22 protein-coding genes and 1 tRNA gene are annotated in these 23799 nt (G+C 68.4%); 5 read left to right on the plus strand and 18 right to left on the minus strand.

Going from position 1 to position 23799, the window contains the following annotated elements; all coding sequences use genetic code 11:
• The first annotated feature begins 23 nt into the window (after positions 1–23).
• A complete protein-coding gene (locus tag FND50_RS26005) occupies positions 24–1328 on the plus strand; it encodes an MFS transporter (RefSeq protein ID WP_144287594.1) in 1305 nt (434 codons plus the stop codon).
• Positions 1329–1376: 48 nt separating this feature from the next.
• On the opposite strand, the gene FND50_RS26010 is transcribed toward FND50_RS26005, so the two are convergent.
• Positions 1377–1448, minus strand: a tRNA-Cys gene (locus FND50_RS26010).
• Positions 1449–1541: 93 nt separating this feature from the next.
• On the opposite strand from FND50_RS26010, the gene FND50_RS26015 reads away from it, so the two are divergent.
• Together FND50_RS26015 and FND50_RS26020 are read left to right on the plus strand one after the other, a co-directional pair.
• A complete protein-coding gene (locus tag FND50_RS26015; protein WP_043790418.1) occupies positions 1542–2792 on the plus strand; it encodes a multidrug effflux MFS transporter in 1251 nt (416 codons plus the stop codon).
• Between the two features lie 54 nt (positions 2793–2846).
• Positions 2847–3380, plus strand: coding sequence for a MarR family winged helix-turn-helix transcriptional regulator (locus FND50_RS26020; protein ID WP_005252880.1), 534 nt, complete (start codon positions 2847–2849; stop codon positions 3378–3380).
• Positions 3381–3437: 57 nt separating this feature from the next.
• Here FND50_RS26020 and FND50_RS26025 read toward each other — a convergent pair whose 3' ends face one another.
• From FND50_RS26025 to FND50_RS26085, 13 genes are all read right to left on the minus strand, one after another.
• On the minus strand, positions 3438–4214 hold the full coding sequence (locus FND50_RS26025) for an enoyl-CoA hydratase (protein WP_065491826.1): 777 nt from the start codon (positions 4212–4214) through the stop codon (positions 3438–3440).
• On the minus strand, positions 4211–5110 hold the full coding sequence (gene mmsB, locus FND50_RS26030) for a 3-hydroxyisobutyrate dehydrogenase (RefSeq protein ID WP_144287595.1): 900 nt from the start codon (positions 5108–5110) through the stop codon (positions 4211–4213). Before mmsB ends, FND50_RS26025 begins: the two co-directional genes overlap by 4 nt.
• A gap of 32 nt (positions 5111–5142) precedes the next feature.
• Positions 5143–6213, minus strand: coding sequence for an enoyl-CoA hydratase/isomerase family protein (locus FND50_RS26035; protein WP_144287596.1), 1071 nt, complete (start codon positions 6211–6213; stop codon positions 5143–5145).
• A complete protein-coding gene (locus tag FND50_RS26040; protein WP_144287597.1) occupies positions 6210–7358 on the minus strand; it encodes an isobutyryl-CoA dehydrogenase in 1149 nt (382 codons plus the stop codon). The genes FND50_RS26035 and FND50_RS26040 overlap by 4 nt, the downstream gene beginning before the upstream one ends.
• 10 nt (positions 7359–7368) lie before the next feature.
• On the minus strand, positions 7369–8871 hold the full coding sequence (locus FND50_RS26045) for a CoA-acylating methylmalonate-semialdehyde dehydrogenase (RefSeq protein ID WP_005564060.1): 1503 nt from the start codon (positions 8869–8871) through the stop codon (positions 7369–7371).
• A gap of 110 nt (positions 8872–8981) precedes the next feature.
• Entirely contained in the window at positions 8982–9473 is a 492-nt protein-coding gene (locus tag FND50_RS26050) for a pyridoxamine 5'-phosphate oxidase family protein (protein ID WP_144287598.1), read from the minus strand.
• A gap of 36 nt (positions 9474–9509) precedes the next feature.
• A complete protein-coding gene (locus FND50_RS26055) occupies positions 9510–10832 on the minus strand; it encodes an HNH endonuclease signature motif containing protein (RefSeq protein WP_144287599.1) in 1323 nt (440 codons plus the stop codon).
• A 78-nt stretch (positions 10833–10910) separates the two neighbouring features.
• Positions 10911–11624, minus strand: coding sequence for a copper homeostasis protein CutC (locus FND50_RS26060; protein ID WP_144287600.1), 714 nt, complete (start codon positions 11622–11624; stop codon positions 10911–10913).
• A complete protein-coding gene (gene nagB, locus FND50_RS26065; RefSeq protein ID WP_005265206.1) occupies positions 11625–12404 on the minus strand; it encodes a glucosamine-6-phosphate deaminase in 780 nt (259 codons plus the stop codon). It abuts the gene before it with no gap.
• Complete coding sequence (locus tag FND50_RS26070) at positions 12392–13576, minus strand: N-acetylglucosamine-6-phosphate deacetylase (RefSeq protein WP_144287601.1); 1185 nt, start codon at positions 13574–13576, stop codon at positions 12392–12394. Before FND50_RS26070 ends, nagB begins: the two co-directional genes overlap by 13 nt.
• Positions 13573–15252, minus strand: coding sequence for a phosphoenolpyruvate--protein phosphotransferase (gene ptsP / locus FND50_RS26075; protein WP_144287602.1), 1680 nt, complete (start codon positions 15250–15252; stop codon positions 13573–13575). The genes FND50_RS26070 and ptsP overlap by 4 nt, the downstream gene beginning before the upstream one ends.
• A complete protein-coding gene (locus FND50_RS26080) occupies positions 15252–15527 on the minus strand; it encodes an HPr family phosphocarrier protein (protein ID WP_005563035.1) in 276 nt (91 codons plus the stop codon). The genes ptsP and FND50_RS26080 overlap by 1 nt, the downstream gene beginning before the upstream one ends.
• Complete coding sequence (locus FND50_RS26085) at positions 15524–16777, minus strand: PTS transporter subunit EIIC (RefSeq protein ID WP_144287603.1); 1254 nt, start codon at positions 16775–16777, stop codon at positions 15524–15526. The genes FND50_RS26080 and FND50_RS26085 overlap by 4 nt, the downstream gene beginning before the upstream one ends.
• A gap of 247 nt (positions 16778–17024) precedes the next feature.
• On the opposite strand from FND50_RS26085, the gene FND50_RS26090 reads away from it, so the two are divergent.
• The gene (locus tag FND50_RS26090; protein ID WP_144287604.1) at positions 17025–17255 is read left to right on the plus strand and encodes a glucose PTS transporter subunit EIIB; all 231 of its coding nucleotides are present in this window, start codon (positions 17025–17027) and stop codon (positions 17253–17255) included.
• Positions 17252–17716 (plus strand): PTS glucose transporter subunit IIA, encoded by a 465-nt coding sequence (locus FND50_RS26095; RefSeq protein ID WP_144287605.1) that lies wholly within the window; start codon positions 17252–17254, stop codon positions 17714–17716. The genes FND50_RS26090 and FND50_RS26095 overlap by 4 nt, the downstream gene beginning before the upstream one ends.
• A 19-nt stretch (positions 17717–17735) precedes the next feature.
• Here FND50_RS26095 and FND50_RS26100 read toward each other — a convergent pair whose 3' ends face one another.
• The 4 genes from FND50_RS26100 to FND50_RS37645 form a co-directional block, all read right to left on the minus strand.
• A complete protein-coding gene (locus tag FND50_RS26100; RefSeq protein ID WP_005563042.1) occupies positions 17736–18479 on the minus strand; it encodes a GntR family transcriptional regulator in 744 nt (247 codons plus the stop codon).
• A 113-nt stretch (positions 18480–18592) separates the two neighbouring features.
• A complete protein-coding gene (locus FND50_RS26105; RefSeq protein WP_144287606.1) occupies positions 18593–19072 on the minus strand; it encodes a DUF1990 family protein in 480 nt (159 codons plus the stop codon).
• 69 nt (positions 19073–19141) lie between these two features.
• Positions 19142–19573: a YkvA family protein gene (locus tag FND50_RS26110; protein WP_144287607.1), complete on the minus strand. Its 432-nt coding sequence runs from the start codon at positions 19571–19573 to the stop codon at positions 19142–19144.
• Positions 19574–19583: 10 nt separating this feature from the next.
• Positions 19584–23774, minus strand: coding sequence for an AAA family ATPase (locus tag FND50_RS37645; protein WP_144287608.1), 4191 nt, complete (start codon positions 23772–23774; stop codon positions 19584–19586).
• Positions 23775–23799 lie beyond the last annotated feature (25 nt).

Genomic DNA, 23799 nt, shown 5'->3' on the forward strand with positions numbered 1-23799 from the left:
GACCCCGACGAAAGTGACTGCACGTGAACGTCGACCTCACTCGCCAGGCGCAGCCTGACACCCATTCCGGCCCCACCCTCGCCTCTCGCAAGAAATCGCTCCTCGCCAGCTCCGTCGGCAACGTCCTCGAGTGGTACGAGTGGAGCGCCTACGCGGTGTTCGCCCCGTTCATCGCGGCGGCGATGTTCAGCAACTCGGACCCGGTCTCCGCCCTGCTGTCCACGCTCGCCGTCTTCGCGGTCGGCTTCCTGATGCGCCCGCTCGGCGGGATCATCTTCGGCCGGATCGCCGACAAGCGCGGACGCAAATTCGTTCTCGTCACGACCATGCTGATGATGGCCACGGGCAGCTTGATCATCGGAGTGATGCCCACCTACTCGACCATCGGCGCATGGGCGTCCCTGATCCTGCTCGCGGCGCGCGTCATGCAGGGCTTCGCGCACGGCGGCGAGTCCGCGACCGCGTACTCCTACGTCGGCGAGATCGCGCCTCCGCACCGGCGCGGCATGTGGGGCAGCGTCGCGTTCATCGCGATCTTCGGCGGTTCGGTGCTGGCCTACACGGTCGGCGGTGTCGTCACCTCCTCCCTGTCCGACACCGCGGTCGGTCAATGGGGTTGGCGTATCCCGTTCCTCATCGGCGCGCTTCTGGCACTGTTCGCTCTGTATCTGCGCCGCAGCATGGAAGAGAGCGACGTCTTCGACGCAGCGCAGAACAACGACGATCAGCCGAGCATCCCCCGCCGTGCCGTCGTCCGGGCGATCCTCCTGATGATCGGGATGACCTCGGGCATCACGGCCGCGCACTACACCTGGACGTCGTACATCTCCACGTACGCGATCACACAGCAGGGCATGAATCCCGACACCGCGTACTGGATGCTGGTGATCGCTCAGCTGATCGCTCTGGTCTCGCTGCCGTTCCTCGGGTTGCTCTCCGACAAGATCGGCCGGCGGCCCATGCTGGGCGCCTTCGCGGTTCTGATGTTCGCCCTGCAGTTACCGCTGACGATGATGATCACGTCCGACGGGTGGACCCTGCTCGTCGCCACCACCGCCGCCCTGCTGATCGTCGCGGTCCCCGCGTCGATTCTGTCCTCCACGTTGTCGGAGAGCTTCCCGACGCGACTACGCACCCAGGCGATCGGATTCGCGTACTCGTTCTCCGTCGCGGTGTTCGGTGGCACCGCCCCGTACCTGAACCAGCTTCTCCTCGGACTCGACCTCGGCTGGGTGTTCGGCGTCTACATCATGGTGCTGGCCGCCCTCACCGGCGTCGCGTGCCTGTTCATGAAGGAGACCAAGGGCATTCGCCTCGAAGACGTGTGACCACGCGAAAGAGAACCGGCAGGTGCATCACCTGCCGGTTCTCACCCGAGCGAGTGACGGGATTCGAACCCGTGTGAACGGCTTTGCAGGCCGGTACCTCAACCACTCAGTCACACCCGCATCGATGATTACTGTGCCCGGCCGGTGCCCCGGGCGCGAGGGTTGCGCTCACGGTGATTCTGAAACCGACATGCCGCGGCGGGAACAAACCACATGCCCTCGTTGCTGTGTTGCTTCGTGACCGATACCGAAGAACGCGCCGCCCCGACCGCCGACCGGACGACGACCCGTCCCAGCCTCCGGGTGATCCTGGTACTCGGCGCGATGGTGGCCCTCGGCCCCTTCACCATCGACATGTACCTGCCTGCGCTTCCGGACATCGGAACCGACCTCGGCGCATCGTCGTCCGCGGTCCAGCTGACCATCACCGGCACTCTGCTCGGCCTCGCGCTGGGGCAGTTGATCGTCGGACCGCTCGCGGACAGCCTCGGGCGCAGGCGTCCCCTCATCGCCGGTATCGGTGTCCACGTGGTCGCGTCCGTGCTCGCTGTCTTCGCGCCGACCGTCGCCGTGCTGGGTGTGCTCCGCGTCTTCCAGGGCATTGGGGCCGCCGCCGCAGCGGTGGTCGCGCTCGCCGTCGTCCGCGACCTGTTCTCGGGGAACACCGTGGCCGTCGTGATGTCGCGGCTGATGCTCGTGCTCGGCGTCGCACCCGTTCTCGCCCCGAGTATCGGCGGGGCGCTCCTCATCGCCGTCGACTGGCGCGGCATCTTCGTCGTCCTCGCCGTGATCGGCACCCTGACGGCATTGATCGGGGTGTGGGGTCTGACGGAGACGCTGCCGCCGGAGCGGCGGCGCAAGAGCAGTCTGCGCGCCGTGCTGGGCACCTACAAGAGCCTGCTGGGTGACCGCGCGTTCATGGTGCTCGCACTCGTGTCGAGTGTGGCGATGGGATCGTTGTTCTCGTACGTCTCCGGTGCGTCGTTCGTGTTCCAGGACCAGTACGGCCTGGACGAGCAGCAGTTCGCGCTGCTGTTCAGCTCCGGCGCGATCGCTCTGATCGGCGCCTCGCAACTGAACGTCCGCGCCCTCGCACGGTGGTCACCGCTGCAGATCACGGTGTCGGCCCTCGCCTTCGCGACGGTGGCCGGGCTGGCGCTGGTCACCACCGCCCACTTCGAGTTCGGCGGGCTCGTCGGGTTCGTGGTTCCGCTGTGGTTCCTCCTCGCCGGTGTCGGCTTCGTCCTGCCCAACGCCCCCGCGCTGGCTCTCGGCCGCCACGGCGAGGCGGCTGGCACGGCTGCCGCGCTGCTCGGCGCCCTGCAGTTCGGTGTCGGCGCGCTGATCGCTCCTCTGGTCGGCGTGCTCGGCAACACCGGCGTCGCTCTCGCGGTCACGATGACGGCGTGCGCGGGACTCGGGTTGGTGGCGTTGGCGGCTGCCGCGAAGGCGGAAGCGCACTGACGACACGTTCGGCAGACTTTCGCGGCCCATCACCCGTCATGGGATGATCGACGCATGCCACCACCGTCACCACTTCATCTCGACCCCATCGAAGAGGCCCACCGGCAGTGGACCAAGCACGGCTGGGGTGATGTCGCCGACGGCATGGCTGCGGTGACCTCGGTGATGCGGGCACAGCAGATCATGATGGCCCGGGTGGAAGAGGTGCTCAAGCCGTCGGGGCTCACGTTCGCCCGGTACGAATTGCTGACACTGCTGACGTTCACGCGCACCGGCGCGCTCCCGATGGCGAAGGCCAGCGCGCGCCTTCAGGTTCACCCGACCAGCGTGACGAACGCCGTCGACCGGCTCGAGACGGCGAATCTCGTGCGACGTGTCCCGCATCCGAGCGATCGCCGCGCGACCCTGATCGAAATCACCGACGCGGGAAGGAAACTGGCCGTCGAGTCCACCGAGCGACTCAACGCCCAGGTGTTCTCGAGTCCCGGGGTGTCCGGCGACAAGCTGGAACAACTGGTCACGATCCTCGCCGAACTGCGCCGCGAGGCAGGCGATTTCGACACCGGAGACGCCCCCACCAAGTGGTGAGACGACTGTCGCCCCGCACCGGATCCCGGTGCGGGGCGACAGTCGTTCTCAGGGTTTCTAGCGGTGCTTGAACACGGGCGCACGCTTCTCGACGAACGCTGCCATGCCTTCCTTCTGATCCTCGGTGGCGAACGTCGAATGGAACACCCGACGCTCGAATCGGACGCCCTCGGTGAGGGTGGTCTCGAACGAGCGGTTGACGGCTTCCTTCGCCATCATCGCGACCGGAAGCGACATCTCGGCGATGGTTGTCGCCGTCTGCAGCGCCTCGTCGAGCAGATCAGCGGCGGGCACGATCCGCGACACCAGCCCGGCGCGTTCGGCCTCCTCGGCGTCCATGTTCCGGCCGGTCAGGCACAGTTCCATGGCCTTGGCCTTACCCACCGCCCGGGTCAGCCGCTGCGAACCGCCGATGCCGGGGATGACACCGAGCTTGATTTCCGGCTGACCGAACTTCGCCGTGTCGGCGGCGATCAAGATGTCGCAGAGCATCGCCAGTTCGCATCCGCCGCCGAGTGCGTAACCGGCGACGGCAGCGATCGTCGGCTTGCGGGCCGCGGCGAGACGGTCCCAGGCGGCGAAGAAGTCGTCCAGGTAGACGTCCATGTACGACTTGGGCTGCATCTCCTTGATGTCGGCACCCGCCGCGAACGCCCGATCGGAACCGGTGATCAGAATGGCACCGATCTCCGAATCCTTCTCCAACTCCTCCACCGCCGACACGACCTCGCGCATCAGCTCGGAGTTCAGTGCGTTGAGCGCCTTCGGACGGTTGAGGGTGATGATCCCCACCCGGCCCTTGCGGTCGAGCAGGATGGTCTCGAAGTCGGTCACTGGTCTCCCTTGGTAGAACGGTCGCGGATGTCGTTGATGATGGCCGAGAAGTCCTGACCACCACCACCGGCGGCGTGGAACCGGCTGTACAGCTCGGCGGCACGCAGCCCGAGGTCGGCCTCGACGCCGTTGGTCTTCAGCGCGTTCGCGGCGAGACCGAGATCCTTGTCCATCAGCGCGGCCGCGAAGCCCGGCTGGTAGTCGTTGTTGGCCGGGCTCGTCGGAACCGGTCCGGGCACAGGACAGTTGGTGGTGAGCGCCCAGCACTGGCCGGACGCGTTGGACGCGACGTCGAACAGGGCCTGGTTGCTCAGACCCAGCTTCTCGCCGAGGACGAACGCCTCGCTGATGGCGATCATCGACACGCCCAGAATCATGTTGTTGCAGATCTTCGCGGCCTGACCGTTGCCCGGGTCTCCGCAGTGAACGACCTTCTTGCCCATCACGTCGAGCAGCGGCTTCGCGGACTCGAAGTCGTCCGCCGTGCCGCCGACCATGAACGCGAGCGTTCCCGCGGTGGCGCCGACGACGCCACCGGAAACGGGTGCGTCCACCGAACGGTGGCCCGCCTCGACGGCCTCGTCATGCGCCGCCCGGGCGTCCGCGACGTCGATGGTGGACGAATCGATGAACAGGGTGCCCGGCTTCGCGGCGGGCAGGATCTCCGTGTAGAGCCCGAGAACGTGCTTTCCGCTCGGCAGCATCGTGATCACGACGTCCACCTCACGCACCGCCTCCACGGCCGAATCGGCGACGGTGACACCGTCTTTCACTGCCTGTTCGAGAGCGGCGGGCGCGAGGTCGAAACCGACCACCGTGTGCCCCGCCTTGACGAGGTTGGCCGCCATGGGGCCACCCATGTGGCCGAGTCCCAGAAATCCGACGGTAGTGCTCATAGCAGTCCCTCCTGGACGCGTGTAGCTGGTGGTCAATGCTGCGGCTGCGGGGCCGTCAGGCCGAGTTCGAGGTCGCCGAGTGGTGCGAAGAACGCGTCGACCTGCGCTGGGTCGACCTCCTCGATGGTGGCGGGCGACCATTGCGGGTTGCGGTCCTTGTCCACGACCTGCGCCCGGATGCCCTCGACGAGGTCGGGCGAGTTCAGGCAGGCGACGGACACCCGGAACTCGTCGTCGAGGACTTCCTCGAGACTGCCGGCCTGCCGGGCGCGGCGCAGCGATGTCAGGGTGACCGCGCACGCGGTCGGCGACTTCGAGCGCACCTGCTCGGCCGCCTTCTGCGCCTCGGGCACCCCACTGCCGCGCAACCGGGCGACGATGTCGGCGACCGTGTCGGCGGAGTACGCGGCGTCGATCCAGCCCTGCTGGCCCAGCAACTCCGATGCCGGTGCCGGTTCGGTGAACGCGCCGAGCGCCTCCTGAACGGTCGTCGTCGACAACGCCTCGATGAACTGCTCGATCTTCTCCGACGGGATGAAGTGGTCGGCGAACCCGCAGGCGATCGCGTCGCCGGCGCTGAGCCGGGCGGTGGTCAGGGCGATGTGGGTGCCCAACTCGCCCGGGGTGCGGGCGAGCAGGTAGGTGCCGCCGACGTCGGGGACGAACCCGATGCCGGTCTCGGGCATCCCGATCATCGACCGTTCGGTGACGATCCGCACGCTGCCGTGCGCCGACACCCCGACCCCGCCGCCCATCACGATGCCGTCCATGATCGCCACGTACGGCTTGCCGTAGCGCGCGATGGCCGCGTTGAGGATGTACTCATCGCGCCAGAACTCCCGCGAACCGGTGCCCCCGTCCTTCGCGTCGTGGTAGATCGACACGATGTCGCCGCCCGCGCACAGGCCCCGCTCCCCGGCACCGGTGATCACCACCGCCCGGACCGCGTCGTCGCCGGACCATTCGGCCAGGGCCGCCGCGATCTGCCGGACCATCGCATGATTGAGGGCGTTGATCGCCCTCGGCCGATTGAGCACGATCCGGCCCAGCCCGCCCCGCTTCTCGATCAGAACGTCCGGTTCCGTGGGTACCGCCTCGCTCATGCCGCTCCTCTGTTTCCGATGACGCTGCGGGCGATGACCACCCGCATGATCTCGTTGCTGCCCTCGAGGATCTGATGCACCCGCAGATCCCGGACGATCTTCTCGATTCCGTACTCGGCAAGATAGCCGTACCCCCCGTGCAGCTGCAGCGCCCGGTTGGCGACCTCGAACCCGGTGTCGGTGGCGAACCGCTTCGCCATCGCACACAGCTCGACGACGTCGGGGGCGCCGTCCTCGAGCGCCGCCGCCGCCCGCCACAGCAGGGTGCGGGCCGCCTCCAGTTCGGTGCGCATGTCGGCGAGCTGGAACTGCAGTGCCTGCGAGTCGATCAGCGGCGACCCGAACGCCTTCCGGTCCGTCAGGTAGGCGACGGCCCGCTCCAGCGCGGTCTGCGCGCCGCCCACCGAGCACGCCGCGATGTTGAGCCGGCCACCGTTCAGGCCGGCCATCGCGATCCGGAAACCACCACCCTCGGACCCGAGCAGGTTCGCCGCCGGCACCCGCACGTCCTCGAAGATCACCTGACGGGTGGGCTGGGCGTTCCAGCCCATCTTCACCTCGTTCGGCCCGAAGGACAGACCCGGCGACCCCTTCGGGACGATGAACGCCGAGATCCCGCGGGGACCGCTGTCCCCGGTGCGGGCCATCACCACGTACACCTCGGAGGTGCCGGCACCGGAGATGAACTGCTTGACCCCGGTCAGGACGTAGTCGTCGCCGTCCCGGACCGCCCGGGTGCTCAGCGCCGCCGCATCCGAACCGGCACCCGGCTCGGTGAGGCAATAACTGCCGAGCTGATCCATCGAACACAGCCCCGGCACCCACGCGCGCCGCTGCTCGTCGGTGCCGAACTTGTCGATCATCCAGGTGACCATGTTGTGGATGGAGATGTACGCGGCGATCGACGGGCACCCCTTCGCGAGCTGCTCGAAGATCCGGGCCGCGTCGACACGAGTCAACTCGGACCCACCCACGTCCTCGCGGATGTAGATCCCACCCATCCCCAAAGACGCCGCCTTACGCAGGACATCCACCGGGAAATGCTTGGCCTGATCCCACTCCACGGCATGCGGCGCGAGATGCTCGGCCGCGAAGTCGCGGGCAGTGTCGCTGATCGCCCGCTCGTCATCGGTCAAGGTGAACATGGAGGTCCGTTCAGTTCATGGTGGGGATGACGAAGTGGTTGGTCTCTTCCTTCTTGCCCGAGGGCCAACGCTGCGTCACGGTCTTGGTCTTGGTGTAGAAGCGGAACGAGTCGGGACCGTGCTGGTTCAGGTCGCCGAAGCCGGAGCGCTTCCAGCCGCCGAACGTGTGGTACGCGATCGGCACGGGGATCGGCACGTTGACGCCGACCATGCCGACGTTCACGCGGTTCGTGAAGTCGCGGGCGGTGTCGCCGTCGCGGGTGAAGATGGCGACGCCGTTGCCGTACTCGTGCTCGGTCGGCAGGCGGAGTGCCTCCTCGTAGTCCGCGGCACGGGCGACGAGCAGGACGGGCCCGAAGATCTCTTCCTTGTAGACGCGCATGTCGGTGGTGACCTTGTCGAACAGGGTCGCGCCGGCGAAGAAGCCGTTCTCGTGGCCCTCGAGGGTGAAGCCGCGGCCGTCGATCACGGCCTCCGCACCCTCGTCGATGCCGATCTGGATGTAGTTGTTCACCCGCTCGAGGGCGTCCTTGCTGACCAGCGGGCCGAAGTCGGCGGACTCGTCGTCGCTGCGGCCGATCGTAAGCTTGCCGACCCGTTCGGTCAGCTTGGCAACGAGCGCATCGGCCGTCTCCTCGCCCACCGGGACCGCGACGGAAATGGCCATGCACCGCTCACCCGCGGAGCCGTAACCTGCGCCGATAAGGGCATCGGCCACCTCGTCGAGGTCGGCGTCGGGCATGATGATCGCGTGGTTCTTCGCGCCACCGAAGCACTGCGCACGCTTGCCATGGGCCGCGGCGGTCTCGTAGATGTACTGCGCGATGGGCGTGGAGCCGACGAACCCGACAGCCTTGACGCGGTCGTCGGTGAGCAGAACGTCCACCACTTCCTTGTCACCGTTGACCACGTTGAACACGCCTGCGGGCAGACCGGCCTCGAGGAACAGCTCGGCCAGACGCAGCGGCACCGACGGGTCGCGCTCGGACGGCTTGAGGATGAACGCGTTGCCGGCGGCCAGCGCGGGACCGGCCTTCCACAACGGGATCATGGCCGGGAAGTTGAAGGGCGTGATGCCGGCGACGACGCCGAGCGGCTGACGCATCGAGTACACGTCGATGCCGGTTCCGGCGGATTCCGTGTACTCGCCCTTGAGCAGGTGCGGGGCGCCGAGGGCGAACTCGATGACCTCGAGGCCGCGCTGGATGTCGCCCTTCGCGTCGGGGATCGTCTTGCCGTGCTCGGACGACAGGAGGCGCGCCAGCGAATCCATCTCCTCCTGCACGAGCTGGAGGAACTTCATCAGGACGCGGGCCCGCTTCTGCGGGTTGAACAGCGCCCATTCCCGCTGAGCATCCACCGCGTTCGCGATGATCGCCTCGGTCTCGGCCTTGTCGGCGAGAGGCACACGCGCCTGCACCTCACCGGTGTTGGGGTCGTAGACGTCGCCGAACTTGTTGGAGGCACCGGGGACGCGCTTGCCGCCGACGAAGTGGGATAGCTCTTGAACCATTGTGCGAACCCGTTTCTTACTCGATGAGGGAGTTCCGAATATGTAGCCCATCCTATAGTTGGATGTCCATGTATGTCCAGACCGTGTCATGTCGCGGCAGGAGTAAGCAGTCAGTGCTTTCGCACGACGTGCTCGGGCTCGCCCGGTTTCCAGATGGTGATGTCCATGTGGCCGTCGCCGACCTCCACCGCCGAGCCGCCGGTCAGGTCGGCTCGGTAGCAGTGATCGAATTCCTGCCCCCGGATGTCGAACCCGGTCTCGTCGAACAGCGCCTGCGCGAAACGCTGGTGCAGGGCCTTGTCCTGGACGTCGTCGACGACACCCCACAGTTTTGCGTCGCCCTCCTTCACCTCGGTGTCGACGGTCGCGGTGTGGAGGCAGAAGCGCGGATCGCGAGCCAGATCCCGGAACTTCGTGGTGTTCGGCATTCCGGCGATCCACAACTGCTTCTCGAAGAATCTCGGCTCGACCGGGCTGATCCGCGGGAATCCGTCGGAGCGAAGCGTGCCAAGCATGCAGAGGTTTCCGGTCGCTGCATGTCGACGGGAGAAGATAGCGGCAATCCGCGGAGCAGCTTCGGCGAACTCGTTCCAGCTGGCCATGCACACGACCCTACGACCAATCCCGTGGCCGCCGGGTCAAGACGCACGCAATTGTGCGATGAGTACCGCCTCGACTCCCGACTGCCGTGCCGCGGCCGGGAGCGGTGGGGCCGCAGATCGGTAGAGGTGCCCGGTCGGGGTGCCGAGGTCGAGGAGATGGGTGCGGCCGGGGTTGTGCACCGGTCGGGCCGTCCAGCCTGGTCCTTCCTTCGCGTAGTTGCAGGCCTCGCAGAGCCCGGACCCGTTCTCCGCGCTGGTGGCACCGGATTCGCGGTGTGAGCGGATGTGGTCGTGGTGTCGAATCGGAGCGTCACACCAAGGGGTGCGGCACGTCTGATCCCGCAGGTCGATCAGCTTTCGCAGGCTTTTCGGAAATGTTCGGGATTGGGATTCCAGCGCGGTCAACGACCCCGACTGTGGGCATGCGTAGATGCGCTGCAACGACGTCTCGGCATCTCCATCGATGGCGTCGGCGACCAGTTGCCGCGCGATCCCCGCCGGCACCGGCCCGAAACCCTGCAGCTGCGCCGCCTCGCGCCCGCCGGTCAGCAACGTTTCGCCGGAGAGCACGAGGTTCACCGTCACCGGAATACCCGACGTCACTTCGGCTCCGGTGCCCCGGTCGAACAACAAGTCCACCATCAGCTGATTGCGGGTGCGGCCACCGCCGTTCCCGGTGGCGATCAGGCTGTCCGCGTCCCGCCCCAGGGTCGCCTGCAGGCAGACCGCCTGCTCAACCGGCATCAGCACACTCAGATACGCCGTCGAATCCGACGCGGGGCGTATTGTGACCCGCCGTTCGGACACAGCCTTGCGGTGCCGGGCCACGACCGCTGCGGCGTCGAGTTCCACCGCCAACGCCTTGGCCCATGCGATCAGGCCGCGGTCGCCGACACCGTCGAGAGTGGCCGGGTCCGAGCACAACCGGCGGTCCACAATTGCCCGATCGGCCGCCGATAGGCCGGCCGTTTCGCGCACCACCAGGGTGGCGCGCCATTCGTTCAGCCGGCCGGTCTGCAACATGGCCAGGGCGTGGGGCATCTCGTGCACCAGAGCGTGGGCGAACCCGAGGTATCGACCGCCCCGGTTCGGGGATTCCCTGCGCGCCAACGCAATCTGCGACGCGATGCCGCGGTCCCACTCGGCCCGCGGCAACCCCCGAGTCCTGCGATCCGCGCGGATACACGTGGCGACGTCGTCGGTGATCACCGCCTGCGCCGCACACCCGACCGACTTCAACGCCTCGATCGCGTCGAGCAGATCGATCCCCAACCCCGCATCCCCGTCAGCGGAAATTACCCGCAGCCGTGCCGCGAACGCCCGCAACTCGTCCAGATCCGGTGCCACCAATTCCCCCACGACCAACCTCCCCCAAGGCTATTCGAATACATGTTCGACTCTAACAGGCGAACCACACCTCGGCAATGACCGATGGAATCAGATCCCCAGCGCCTCCGCCGCTGCCCGGGCGAGGCTTTCGTCGACGGCGTCGTAGCCGCCGGACCCGCCGCCCGGACCGCCGCCGTCGGCGACGGTGCGGCGGGCGGAGAGATGCACGGCGTCGACGCCGGTGCCCGCGACCGCGGCGATGTCCTCGACGCGGATCCCGCCACCTGCCATCACTTGGATCCGGCCGAGCGCGTGGGCGACCATGCCGGACAGGGCGTCGAGGCCGTCGATGCACCGCGGCGCTCCGCCCGAGGTCAGGACCCGGATGATGCCCGACCGCGCGAGCGTATCGACGGCGGTCGCCCGGTCGTCGACGACGTCCATCGCACGATGGAACGTCACCTCCACCGCGTACGGGTCGATGCCATCGAGCAGGCGGCGCAGAGCGTCGCGGTCGACGGACATGTCGGGCGTGAGCGCACCGAGCACCACCCCGGACGCGCCGGCGCCCACCGCGGCCCGAACGTCGCGAGCCATCACGGCGATCTCGTCGGCGTCGTAGACGAATCCACCGGGCCGGCAACGGATCAGCGGGTGCACCGCGATCCCCTGGGCCGCAACCGCTTCGATCATGCCGATACTCGGGGTCAACCCGCCGGTCGCGCCGAGTGCGGTGCACAACTCGACGCGCACTGCGCCGGTGTGTCGGGCGATCCGGGCGCCCGCGACGTCCTGGACCGCCAGTTCGAGTACGGGTGTCATCTAGAACGACTGCCACGAAGGCTTGTGTTCCAGCGCATACCGATAGTAGTCGGCGAGTTGCAGCTTGCTCGCTGCGGCTTCGTCGATCACGACGGTGACGTGCCGGTGCAGCTGCATCACCGATGCCGGGCAGAACGCGGAGAGCGGTCCCTCCGCGGCGGCGGCGATCGCCTCGGCCTTGCCCTTGCCGAACGCGATCATCACCAGGTGCCTGGCCTCGCTGATGGTGCCCAGCCCCTGAGTGAGGACGTGGTGTGGGACGTCGTCGACGCTGTCGAAGAACCGCGCGTTGTCGAGGCGGGTCTGCTCGGTGAGGGTCTTGACGCGGGTGCGTGAGGTCAGCGCGGAGCCCGGCTCGTTGAATCCGATGTGGCCGTCGGTCCCGATGCCGAGAAGCTGCACGTCGACGCCGCCCGCGTCGGCGATGGCCGCGTCGTACCGCGCACCTTCCTCGGCGATGTCGGGCGATTCGCCGTTCGGGCTGAGCACGCGGTCGGTGTCGAGGTTGACGTGGTCGACGAACTCCGAGCGGATCACCGAGAAGTACGACTGGTCATGGGTTTTCGGAAGTCCGACGTACTCGTCCAGCAGGAAGGCGCGTGCGTCCGAGAAGTCCAGTCCGGACTCACGGTGCCTGCGGGCGAGTTCCCGGTAGCTTCCGAGCGGGGACGAGCCGGTCGCGAGGCCCAGCGTCGTCGGACCGCGTCGCACGTACCCCTCGACGATGTCCGCGACGGTCGAGCTGACGTCCGACGGCGTCTGCCGGATTACGATTTCCATGCGAGTCCTTCCCGTTCGGCGGGTATTCCGCCGACGAACACGCCGCGGGGGCGCAGTTGGTGATCGGTCACGACGATATCGGCGCGGCGGCCCGGGGCGAGGCTGCCGCGTTCGGACTCCAGGCCGAGCAGCCGGGCCGGAGTCCTGGTGGCGGAAGCGACGGCGTCGGCGAGTCGGATACCGCTGTCGACGACGGCGGTGCGGACCACGTCCAGCAGCCGTGCGGTGCCGCCTGCGATGGCCCCCTCGGACCCGTCGGTGGTCGCGAGCCGGGCGACACCGCGCGAGACGCGCACGTCCAGGGGCCCGAGCTGGTAGTCGCCGTCCGTGACACCGGCGGCGGCCATGGCGTCACTGACGAGGACGATCTGGTCGGGCCCGACGGTGTCGAACACCATCGACACGGTCTCGGGCGCGAGATGCACTCCGTCCGCGATCAATTCGACGACGATGTCACCGCGACCGGCTGCGGCCAGGAATGCCGCCACCGGTCCCGGCGCGCGATGGTGCAGTGGTGGCATCGCGTTGAACAGGTGTGTGGCGGTCAGTGGGCCGCCGGCGGCGTCGGCGATCCTCGCGGACGTGGTCGCCGCGTCGGTGTCGGTGTGACCGAGGCTCGGTAGCACGTCGCGCCGGCGCATCGCGGCGAGAAGTTCGCCGAAGTGCGCGGTCTCCGGCGCGAGCGTCATCGACCGGACGGTGCCGCGCGCGGCATCGCAGATCCTCGCGAACAGGCCGGGATCGCCGGGGATCACGGATGCGGGATCCTGCGCACCGCACCGGGCACCGGAAATGAACGGACCCTCCAGGTGGATCCCGAGGAGCTCACCGCGTTCCACCAGCTCGGCGAGAATCCCGGCCTGGCGGAGCAGGTCCTGCTCCCCCGCCGAGACGAGGCTGCCGAGCAGTCCGGTGGTGCCGTGCTCGCGGTGATGGTCCGCGGCCCGCCGGGCCCCGTCGGCGTCGGCGTTGGGAAACCCCGCGCCGGCGCCGCCGTGGCAGTGCAGGTCGATCAGGCCCGGCAGCAGTATCGACGAACTCGGTTCCGGTAGCGGCACTTCTCCGCGGTACCGCACGGCGGACCCGACCCAGGAGATTCGGTCGCCGTCGGTGGTCACCACACCGTCGGCGATGACGCCGTCCTCCACGACGACCTTGCCCCGCAGGATCATCGAGGCGCTCCGGATGTGAGAGCGGCGACCGCCGATCGTGCGGCCTGCGGGGACCGTGCGCCGCGTGCGGCGGCCGCCATCTCCCGGCACAGGCCGAGGTCGGTGGCTGCCAGACGGGCACGCACGGCACCCAGCGACGGGGCGACCATGGACAGGCTGGTGACGCCCAGCCCCACCAGCACCGGGGCCAGCGCGGGATCGGACGCGGCCTCCCCGCAGACACCGACGGGTGTGCCTGCATCCGCTCCTGCCGCGCCGACCAGGCCGATGAGGTCCAGGACCGCGGGCTGCCACGGGTCGAGCAGTGGGGCGAGACTGCCTGCCATCCGGTCCACGGCACACGTGTACTGGCTCAAGTCGTTGGTCCCGATACTGACGAAATCGAGGTGCTCGAGCAGGTCGCGGGCGCGCAGTGCTGCCGAGGGGATCTCGATCATCGCCCCGGCCTTGGCGATACCGCGTGAGCGGGCGAGCGAGGCGAAGCCCTCGGCCTCCTCGGCGGTCGCGACCATGGGAGCCATCACCCACAGGTCCGCGCCGGTGGCGGCCGCCGCGGCGCCGAGCGCTTCCAATTGGGTGGCCAGGACGTCCGGGTAGACGGTGCCGACCCGCAGCCCGCGCACGCCGAGTGCCGGGTTCTCCTCCGCGCCGAGGTCGAGGAAGGGCAGTGGTTTGTCGGAGCCGCTGTCGAGTGTCCGGACCACCACCTTGCGTCCCGCGAACTGCTCCAGCACCGACGTGTAGGTCGCGATCTGCTCGTCGAGGGTGGGCGCAATCTGCCTGCCGAGGTACAGGAATTCGGTGCGGAACAGCCCGACGCCCTCCGAATCCGCGCCGGCGGCACGCGCGGCGTCGTCGACGGTGCCGATGTTGACGAGCAGGCCGACGGGTGCGCCGTCCCGGGTGCGGCCCGGTCCACTCGTCGCGGCGACCCGCGCTCGCGCCTCGGCGACCTGCTCGGCCGCCTCTGCCTGTCGAAAGTCACTGGGGTCGACGACGATCTCGCCGGTCGTCCCGTCGAGCAGCACCGGCCTTCCCTCGGCCAACCGGTCGAGGTCGGCGCAGTTCACGATCGCGGGCAGGCCGAGCGATTTCGCCAGGATCGCAGTGTGACTCGTCGGCCCGCCCTCGGCGGTGAGCAGGCCGACCACGTCGCTGCCGCCGAGCATCGCGGTGTCCGCGGGCGACAGGTCGCGCCCGACGAGCACGAACGGGTACCCGGGATCGGGGATGCCGGGCATCGGGACTCCCAGCAGCACCGCGACCGCACGATGCCCGAGGTCACGCAGGTCCGCGACGCGTTCGGCCAGGTACCCACCAAGGGCCTCGAGTGTGGCGCAGTAGCCGTCGAACGCGACGCTCACGGCGTGTGCCGTCGGCATGCCGGCGAGAAGGTTCTCCTCGGCGGCGGACACGATTCCTGGGTCGCGGGCCATGGCCGCCGACACGAGCAGGATCTCGGACGCGACGCCGTCCACCTGAGCGGCGCGGGCTTCGAGGTCGGCGGACACGGTCGCGAGAGCGTCCCGCACCCGGGCGACCTCGGCCGTGACCGATTCGCCGACAGGGTCTTCGGCCGATGTCGCGACCGGTGCCCCGAACGCGAGCCAGGGTGCGCAGACCAGGCCCGGACTCACCCCGAGGCCGTGTACGAGAACTTCCGTAACCGTCGACATCAGGCGGCGTCGAGGTCGGAGGCGAGCAGGTCGGCGAGGCGGTCGAGGGCTTCCTCGCTGCCCTCCCCTTCCGCGGTGATCGTCACCTCGGTACCGAATTCGGCGCCGAGCGTCATCACCGCGAGCATGCTGCCTGCGTCCACCGGCGCGGATTCGCCGACCGCGATCTGCACTGCGACCGGTACCGCCGCGGCGGCCTGGGTGAACTTCGCAGCGGGACGGGCGTGCAGTCCGACCTTGGAACCGATGAGGACCGTTCGTGTAGCCATGCTCACTGACCTGCCTTTTCCGTGTCGGCGTTCGTGTCGGCGTTCGTTTCCGCGTCGTCCTCCCGACCGGGAGTGCGCAGGTTCCACTTCTTGATGACGAAGCTGAACAGGACGTAATAGATGACCGCGTACCCGAGCCCGATGGGGATCAGCATCCACGCGTTGGTGGCCTTGCCGAAGTTGAGCACGTAGTCGAAGAAGCCTGCGGAGAACGTGAATCCGTCGTGGATGCCGAGCGCGTTGACGAGCGCCATCGAGGTGCCGGTGAGGAACGCGTGGATCAGGTACAGCGGCCAGGCGACGAACATGAACGCGAATTCGAGGGGCTCGGTGATGCCGGTGAGGAACGCCGTCAGCGCGGTGGACAGCATGATGCCACCCACGAGCTTCTTCTGCGACGGCCGGGCGTTTCGCCAGATCGCCAGTGCGGCAGCAGGAAGGGCGAACATCATGATCGGGAAGAAGCCGGTCATGAAGATGCCTGCGCTCGGGTCGCCGGCGAAGAACCGGTTGAGGTCGCCGCGGACGAGTTCTCCGCTCGCGTTCTGGTAGTCGCCGACGAGGAACCACACGGTGGAGTTCAGGATGTGGTGCAGTCCGGTCGGGATGAGCAGACGGTTGGCCATCCCGTACACGCCGCCACCGATCACCGAGTTCTCGGCGACGGTCTCGCCCACCCACGTGAGGGCGGAGTTGAATGCCGGGTACACGAACGCCATGAGGACGCCGACGACGAGGCCGGTGACGGCGGTGAGAATGGGAACGAGCCTGCGCCCGTTGAAGAATCCGAGGTAGTCGGGCAGTTTGGTGCGGTAGAACCGCTGCCACAGGATGGCGGACAGCAGACCCATCACGATGCCTGCGAGCACACCGTAGTTGATCAGCGCCTGGTCGCCGTTCGGATCGGTCTTGCCTTCGAGGACGACCGGCGACATGGCTTCGAACACGCCGTTGATGACCATGTATCCGACCACTGCGGCGAGAGCGGTGGAACCGTCCGCCTTCTTCGCCCAGCCGATCGCGATGCCCACCGCGAAGATGAGGGGCAGCCAGGTGAACACTGCCTGGCCGGCTGCGGAGATGACGGACGCGGCGGTGTGCATCGAGTCGAACCGGCCGAGGAGGTCGTCCTGGCCGAGCCGCAGCAAGATGCCGGCCGCGGGCAGTACCGCGATCGGCAGCATCAGGCTGCGCCCGAGGCGCTGTAACCCGGCAAACACCGCTGATTCCTTTTTCGGGCTGTCTACGACAGTCATATCGGCCTTCTCTGTGCGCTTCGGTCGCCGAATCGGCGTCTGGTGAGTCCCGAAACCGGCGGCGGCGAGCGCGTCGTACGGCTTCGGGAAAACTATTGTGGACCAGCACCCCCAACGGGTACTGTCCGGTCATAACCAGTTGTTAGTTTGACCAGGTGAGCACAGGATGTCAACAGGCAAATGTGATCCAGCTAACCCATCCGGCACCATCACCTGCAGCTCGAACACGAACTACGAGGGAGAACCGATGTCCAAAGCGGACGCAATCATCAGCGGCCTCGGCGGTGCCGACAACATCGTCGAGATCGAGGCCTGCATCACCCGCCTGCGCACCGAGGTCAAGGACGGCGCCAAGGTCGACGAGGCCGCGCTCAAGGCCGCAGGCGCCCACGGCGTCCTCAAGGCGGGCAGCGTCGTGCAGGTCATCGTCGGCCCCGAGGCGGACACGCTGGCCGAGGACATCGGGGACATCCTGTGAGCCTGTCCGTGCAGGCTCCACTGCCCGGCCGCGTGCTTGCCCTGGCCGACGTGCCCGACCCCGTATTCGCCGGCCAGATGGTGGGTTCCGGAGTCGCGATCGAACCGGCGCGCGACCGTGGCGCCCTCGACGTGCTCGCGCCGATCCCGGGCAAGATCCTCAAACTGCACCCGCACGCGTTCGTCATCCTGGGCTCGGCGGGCGGCGGTGTGCTGGTGCACCTGGGAATCGACACCGTGAAGCTGAAGGGCGACGGGTTCACCCTGCTGGCAGCGGAGGGCGACGACGTCGACGCGGGTGATCCCGTGGTGCGGTTCGATCCGACCGAGATCGACGGCACCGGATACTCCGCCATCTGCCCGATCGTCGTGATGGACTCCAAGCCGGATTCGGTGTCAACCGACACCATCGGATCCGACGTGACCACCGGCGACACCCTGTTCGACTGGACGGCGCCGTAGAACGGAGGGGCGGCCGGGCTCAGACGCTGCGCTGAGTCCGCTCCCCCTGGACTTCCATCTGCAGTTGGTAGCGATCGGACCGGTACCAGCTGCGGGTGTGCTCGACCGGTGTGGGACCGCTGAAGGACACCCGGTCGAAGTACATCACCGGGGCGCCCTTCTTGATGCCGAGCAGGGTCGCGATCTCCTGACTCGCCCCATCGGCGCTCACGGTCTGCTCCGCCCGGTCGATCGGCATTCCGTACTTGTCGGCGGTCGCCCGGTAGATCGAGCCGGTGAGGTCGAGGTCCAGCAGGCCGGGAAGCAGCGCGGCGTTGAACCAGCCGTCGTCGACGCTGACCGGTTCGCCGTCCGCCAGCCGGAGCCGTTTGACGTGATAGGCGCTGGTGTCCGGCGCAATGCGCAGCGCCTTCGCGGTGGCCTCCGGCGCCGCGTCCTCCTCGCTCTGGAGCACCACCGTCGTCGGCTTGTGCCCCTGCGCCCGCATCTCCTCCGTGAACGAGGCCAGGTGGAGTTTCGACTGCACCGGACGATGCGCGACGAACGTGCCCTTGCCACGCACCCGCACCAGGTGACCCTCGTTGACGAGCTGCCCGATCGCCTCACGAACTGTGATGCGACTGACGCCGTAGTCCTGCATCAGTTTTCGTTCACTCGTCATCAGGTCGCCGGGCTGAAGTTCCTTGGTGCACTTGTGCAGCAGGATGGCACGGAGTTGCTCGTGCTTCGGAATCACGCTGTCGCGTAGATGTACGGGCATCATTCCGGCGGCTCCAGCTCTGTCAGGGGTCGGACACATCGGATCAGGCAGTCGGACTGCAAAGGTCCCGTCCGGTCCGGTCCAACCACGAGAATACGTGATCCGGGCGCTCCGGCCTACCGTGCGGCCTCGGCCAACGCCTCGAGATATTTGCGCGTCGTCACCCTCTGCACGACCCGGCCAGCGGGCCCGCCGAGCCGGGTGAACCACCGGCCCGGTTTCGAGAACGCCGAGATGGTCGCGAGGACGGTGCCGTCCGGCCGCTGCTCGACGACGAAGCTCTCCTCGCCGCGCTCGGGGTGACCCGGCAGCGTCCCGTACGCGAATCCCTTGCGACGCGGTTCGTCGAGCATGTACACGACGCGGCAGGAGAACGTCAGCCGGAGCGGACCGATGCCCCATCTCAGTTCGACCGTCGCGCCGGGCGAGGCCGTCGGAGCGTCGGCCCGCACGTCCAGCCCGGCGTCGCGGTGCATCCCCCAGGCGCACAGGTGGGCGGCGGCTGCGGCGAATGCGTCTGCCCCGGAGCCGATCACCTTCTGCTCGGTCAGATGGTGATATCCCGCAGGGAAGGGAACGTCGCGGCTCGCCCCCACCTCGGGGTACGTGAACGCGGGCAGGTCGTCTCTGGAGGTACTGATGGCGGGATCCTCCCGGTCCAGACGTCACGAGCAGGTGGGAAGGCAGGTTACCCGGCGCACGGCCTCGAGGCCTTCAGGGGTGCCCGGCCAGTGCCGATCCACCACCTGCGGACCTGCGCGGCGAATCACCGAGCGAAGCGTGAGGCCGATGATGATCACGTCGTCGGCGTATCCGATGACGGGGACGAAATCGGGTATCAGGTCGATCGGAACCGCGAGATAGACCAGCAGCAGGACGAGCCGGACGCGCACCCCCCGGGGCAGGTCGGGATCGGCTGCGAGGCGGCGCAGGAGACGGAGCACGTCCGAGAGCACCCGGATCGTCTCCCCGATCCGGGTGCTGTCGGGTCTCGATCGCCACAGCACGAGCGCCAGCACCACCCAGACGGCCAGCAGGCCCGCTGCCGCGCCGATCAGGACGGGCCATGCCGCCGCCCACACCTGCCCCGGATCCATGCGGCTGCGCCTAGTGCTCCGACCGGACCGCGGGACGGATGTTCTGGTTCACATGGAAGAGGTTGTCCGGATCGTACTTCGCCTTCACCTGCGCGAGCCGGTCGTAGTTGCCGAGGTAGGAGGCACGCACGCGGTCCTCACCCTCGGACATCATGAAGTTGACGTACGCCCCGCCCGCGGTCGTCGGGTGGAGGGCCTCCCAGTACCGCTTGGCCCAGTCCGTGATGACCTCGGCGTTGGCCGGATCCGGGTCGACACCGACGATCACCCCGGCCCAGCCGCCATCCCGGTACGCGAACGCCGTGGCATCCTCGGCGACCCGCGTCGCCGCGCCGTCGATGGGATACATGTGCATCGTCGAATGACCGGTGGGCAGCTGACGGCCGAACTCCAGATGGATGTCGATGGCGTCGTCGGAGATCTCCCGGACGAAGTCGGCGCGCCAGTACCACTGCAATCCGGCCGGGTACAGTCCGTCGAAGGCGGATTGCAATGCGGTGAAGGGCATTTCGTGGATTCCGACCAGCAGCGGGTTTCCGAAGTCGCGGATCGGTTCGAATACCGCGTCGGCCTTGTCCGGGTCGCCGGTGTAGCACCAGACGACGCCGCACGCCTTGCGTCCCCACAGTTCCTCCGGGAACGGCGGCGCGGGCGGAATGGTCAGCAGCCCGATCCAGCCGTTGAGTTCCTCGGGCAGCGACGGCAGGAGTTCGCGATACCACCGCATCACGTCGGGCGTGTCTTCCAGGTCGTACAGCACCGGCCCGCCGACGACGGTGCCGTGGTCGCCGATGTCGTGACACGCGAACTGGAACGAGGTGACCACACCGAAGTTTCCGCCGCCTCCCCGCAGCGCCCAGAACAGGTCCGGATGGGACCGTTCGCTCGCCGTCACCAGCGTGCCGTCGGCGAGGACGACGTCGGCGCTGAGCAGGTTGTCCACGGTGAGACCGAAACGGCGCGTCAGGTAGCCGATTCCGCCGCCGAGCGTCAGCCCGCCGACACCGGTGGACGCGATGAACCCGGACGGGGTGGCCATACCGAACGGCACGGTCGCATGGTCGACGTCGCTCCAGGTGCACCCGCCGTCCACCCGGACGGTCCGGTCGGCGGGCGACACCGTGGTTCCGCGCATCCCCGACAGATCGATCACGAGGGCACCGTCCCACACGCCGAGACCTCCCGCGTTGTGTCCTCCGCCGCGCACCGTTCGCGCCGGCGCCCCGCCCGCGAACGGTCCGGCGTCCGCGCGCAGTCGCAGCACCTGCGGCAACCACCAGCGGTCGTCGTGTTGCTCGGCGGCGATCCGGGCGGCATCGAGCGTGGCGCGGGCCGCGTCCCTCCACCCGACGCCGATCTGGACCTCCGCCAGCAGTGAGAGCCAGTACGGCATACGCGCGAACGCCCGCTGCCGGCGCAACTCGGCGAGCCCCTCGCGGATCTTCGCGATGCCCGGTTCGCCGCCGAGGAGCCGGCCTTCGAGGATCTGCGACCACTGACTGTAGTAGGCGAAGTGGTAGCGCTCGCACAGCTCCCGCAACTCGGTGAGCGAGGCGAGGAGCGCTGCGTCGTGGCCGCGGATCTGATACAGCACCGATGCGTATCCCAATGCCACCGCAAGACTGTAGGGGTGGCCGCAGGTCCTGCCCAATGCGAGGGCATCCGCACACGACCGCGCCGCCTTCTGCTCGTCACCGATCATCCAGTACGCGTGCGACTCCCACGCGTGGGCATGCACCTCGAGCCTGGTCCCGAGGATGAAGGAATAGTCGTCGGAGAACGATCGCAGCGCGACGTCGAAATGTTCGATCGCATCCCTCGGCCGGCCGAGACCGAGGGCAGCCCCCGCCACGGCGAACTGCGCCTGACCCTCGAACTCGGGATCGGCCGCGGACAGTTCGAGGGCACGCACGCCGATGCCGTGGGCCTGCGCGGTGTGCCCCTGCACGAAGTGTGCCGCGAACAATCCGATCAGGGCACCGAGCACGACTTTCGGCCGGCGTAGACGCTGCCCCAGCTCCACCGTGCGGTCCAGCGTCTGCTCGAGCTCGGCGGAAGAGTACCCGTACAGGGTGGTCAGCGGCGCCGACATGCCCTGCCGCACATCCACCTCGTGAGCGTCCCGGTTGCGGCCCACCGGCATCGCCTCGAGGAGGTCGAGGCAGTCCCGGAAATGCCGGAGAGCCTCCGCGTTCGCGAACACGCTGGCCGCCACCTCGGCGGCGCGCTGCAGATAGTGGAGCGCGCGGTCGGGGCGGCCGCCGCGCCGATACTGCTCTGCGAGTTGCGCTGCCACGTCGTCCGTGCGGCCCGCGTGGAGAAGTTCGAGTCCCTGCGCCAGCCGCCGATGCAGGAGCCAGCGTCGCGGCGGGCTGACCGAACGGTACGCGGCCTCCCGGACCAGGTCGTGCACGAAATCGTAGCCGGTGCCCGCCGGCCGGACGATCCTCCGCCGCCACAGTTCGTCCACCGCCTGGACGAGGGCATCCGCGTCCAGGTCGCTCGCCTCGCTGAGCAGGTCCAGATCGAAATCCGTGCCGAGCGCACCGGCGAGGCCGGCGACGTCCCGCGCGGGTTCCGAGCACTGTTCGAGCCGCCGCTGCAGCACCTCGCCGAGGTCGTCGGCGCCCCCGCCGCGCCCGGTCGCATCCATGCCCGGCACCATCCTGGCGGCCTCCACGACGTACAGCGGGTAGCCCCCGGTCGCGGCGTACAGGACCGCCTCCTCCGACGGATCCAGCGCCCGGCCGCCGAGGGACCTCGCCAGTTCCGCGGTCCCGTCCGCGGTCAACGGGTCCACCTCGACGTCCGTGACCAGCCGTGCCGACCGGAGGGCCCGCAGCGCTTCCCGCACATCGTGACGCGACCGCGCCTCGTCCGTGCGGGCGGTCGCAGCCACCAGTACCCGCATGTGGGTGTCGAGTGAGAGCAGGAAGGCCAGCCAGGCCGTCGTCTCCGCGTCGCACCACTGCAGATCGTCGAGGACGAGCAGGACCGGCCGGCCCGACGACAGAACCGCACGCGTCGTTCCCTCGAAGAAGCGGTGACGCTGCCATGCGTCGACCATCGCCCGGGACGTCGACGGTCGCGGCCCGGGCTCGGCGCTCGGGACGAGCCGTTCGACCTCGGCCCGCCACAACGGATTCAGAGACCCGATCGCGGACCGAAAATCCGGGCTGCGCAGCCACTCGGCGACGGGCGCCAGGGCGACGCGGCCCGGCAGTCCGAAACACCTCGTGGTCGCCACCACCGCTCCGTCTGCGCGAGCGATCTCCGCGAGTTCGGTGGTCAACCGGGTCTTGCCGACACCCGCATCCCCCGAGACGAGCAGCAGTCCCTGCCTGCCGTCGAGGGACTGCTGCCACCGCCGTTGCAACTCCCCGCGTTCACGCTCCCGCCCGATCAGAGCGGGCACCGCGGTGCGGACGCGTTCGGGCCGGCGAGCCGCGCCGGCACCGACCCTCGGGTGCTCCCCCAGCAGGTTGTCGAACAGCCTTGTGGTCGCCGCGCTCGGCGTGACGCCGAGTTCGGTCTCGAGAACGGCCGCGCATCGGTGGTAGGTGGTCATCGCCGCCGCCCGGTCGCCCGACGCGGCCTGCAGTTCCATCAGAGTCCGGTACCCGACCTCCTCCAGCGGGTCGAGCTGGATACGTCGGCGCGCGCACGCCGTGGCGGTCTCCACGTCACCTGACTCCCGCAACACCCGCACCGTCGCCTCGCAGAGTTCGACGCACTGCCTGCGCAGCACCTCGCGGTGCTCGAGGACCCAGTCTTCGTAGGTTCCGGGCATGAGTTCGCCGCGATAGGTGTCGATCGCGCGGTCGGCGTGATCGAGAAATGCCCGCGGATCGGAATCGGCGAGGGCCGCGACGGCGGCCGACCGCTCGTTGCGGAAGGTGTCGACGTCCACCCGGCACGACGACGAGTCCGTCCACGTGAGCGTCGGCCCGTCCGCCGCGAGCGCACCGTCCGATCCGAGGAGGCCGCGGAGATTGTGCAGTTCCCGCCGGAGGTTGGTGCGGGCCTGCTGCTCGCTCGACTCGGGCCAGAACAGCCCCGCGAGGCGGGTCCTGGACTGAGCGAGACCGGCGTGCAGCACGAGGTAGGCCAGCAACGCGATCGCCCGTGACGAGATGGGGCCGAGCCTGACATCCTCCGGGTTCGATACGCGCTGTTCGCCGAGCAGGTAGACCGTCAACATGACTGACCAGCTCCCGGTCGCGGAA

Source organism: Rhodococcus sp. WB9 (assembly GCF_007558985.1).
GTDB classification, from domain to species: Bacteria; Actinomycetota; Actinomycetes; order Mycobacteriales; family Mycobacteriaceae; genus Rhodococcus_F; species Rhodococcus_F opacus.

What these genes read in the sequence shown, in the direction of transcription:
- FND50_RS26015 (WP_043790418.1), top strand. Translation starts at nt 1,542, where the DNA reads ATGCCCTCGTTGCTGTGTTGCTTCGTGACCGATACCGAAGAACGCGCC.
- FND50_RS26020 (WP_005252880.1), top strand. Translation starts at nt 2,847, where the DNA reads ATGCCACCACCGTCACCACTTCATCTCGACCCCATCGAAGAGGCCCAC.
- mmsB (WP_144287595.1), bottom strand. Translation starts at nt 5,110, where the DNA reads ATGAGCACTACCGTCGGATTTCTGGGACTCGGCCACATGGGTGGCCCC.
- FND50_RS26035 (WP_144287596.1), bottom strand. Translation starts at nt 6,213, where the DNA reads ATGAGCGAGGCGGTACCCACGGAACCGGACGTTCTGATCGAGAAGCGG.
- FND50_RS26040 (WP_144287597.1), bottom strand. Translation starts at nt 7,358, where the DNA reads ATGTTCACCTTGACCGATGACGAGCGGGCGATCAGCGACACTGCCCGC.
- FND50_RS26045 (WP_005564060.1), bottom strand. Translation starts at nt 8,871, where the DNA reads ATGGTTCAAGAGCTATCCCACTTCGTCGGCGGCAAGCGCGTCCCCGGT.
- FND50_RS26050 (WP_144287598.1), bottom strand. Translation starts at nt 9,473, where the DNA reads ATGGCCAGCTGGAACGAGTTCGCCGAAGCTGCTCCGCGGATTGCCGCT.
- FND50_RS26060 (WP_144287600.1), bottom strand. Translation starts at nt 11,624, where the DNA reads ATGACACCCGTACTCGAACTGGCGGTCCAGGACGTCGCGGGCGCCCGG.
- nagB (WP_005265206.1), bottom strand. Translation starts at nt 12,404, where the DNA reads ATGGAAATCGTAATCCGGCAGACGCCGTCGGACGTCAGCTCGACCGTC.
- FND50_RS26070 (WP_144287601.1), bottom strand. Translation starts at nt 13,576, where the DNA reads ATGATCCTGCGGGGCAAGGTCGTCGTGGAGGACGGCGTCATCGCCGAC.
- ptsP (WP_144287602.1), bottom strand. Translation starts at nt 15,252, where the DNA reads ATGTCGACGGTTACGGAAGTTCTCGTACACGGCCTCGGGGTGAGTCCG.
- FND50_RS26085 (WP_144287603.1), bottom strand. Translation starts at nt 16,777, where the DNA reads ATGACTGTCGTAGACAGCCCGAAAAAGGAATCAGCGGTGTTTGCCGGG.
- FND50_RS26090 (WP_144287604.1), top strand. Translation starts at nt 17,025, where the DNA reads ATGTCCAAAGCGGACGCAATCATCAGCGGCCTCGGCGGTGCCGACAAC.
- FND50_RS26100 (WP_005563042.1), bottom strand. Translation starts at nt 18,479, where the DNA reads ATGATGCCCGTACATCTACGCGACAGCGTGATTCCGAAGCACGAGCAA.
- FND50_RS26110 (WP_144287607.1), bottom strand. Translation starts at nt 19,573, where the DNA reads ATGGATCCGGGGCAGGTGTGGGCGGCGGCATGGCCCGTCCTGATCGGC.
- FND50_RS37645 (WP_144287608.1), bottom strand. Translation starts at nt 23,774, where the DNA reads ATGTTGACGGTCTACCTGCTCGGCGAACAGCGCGTATCGAACCCGGAG.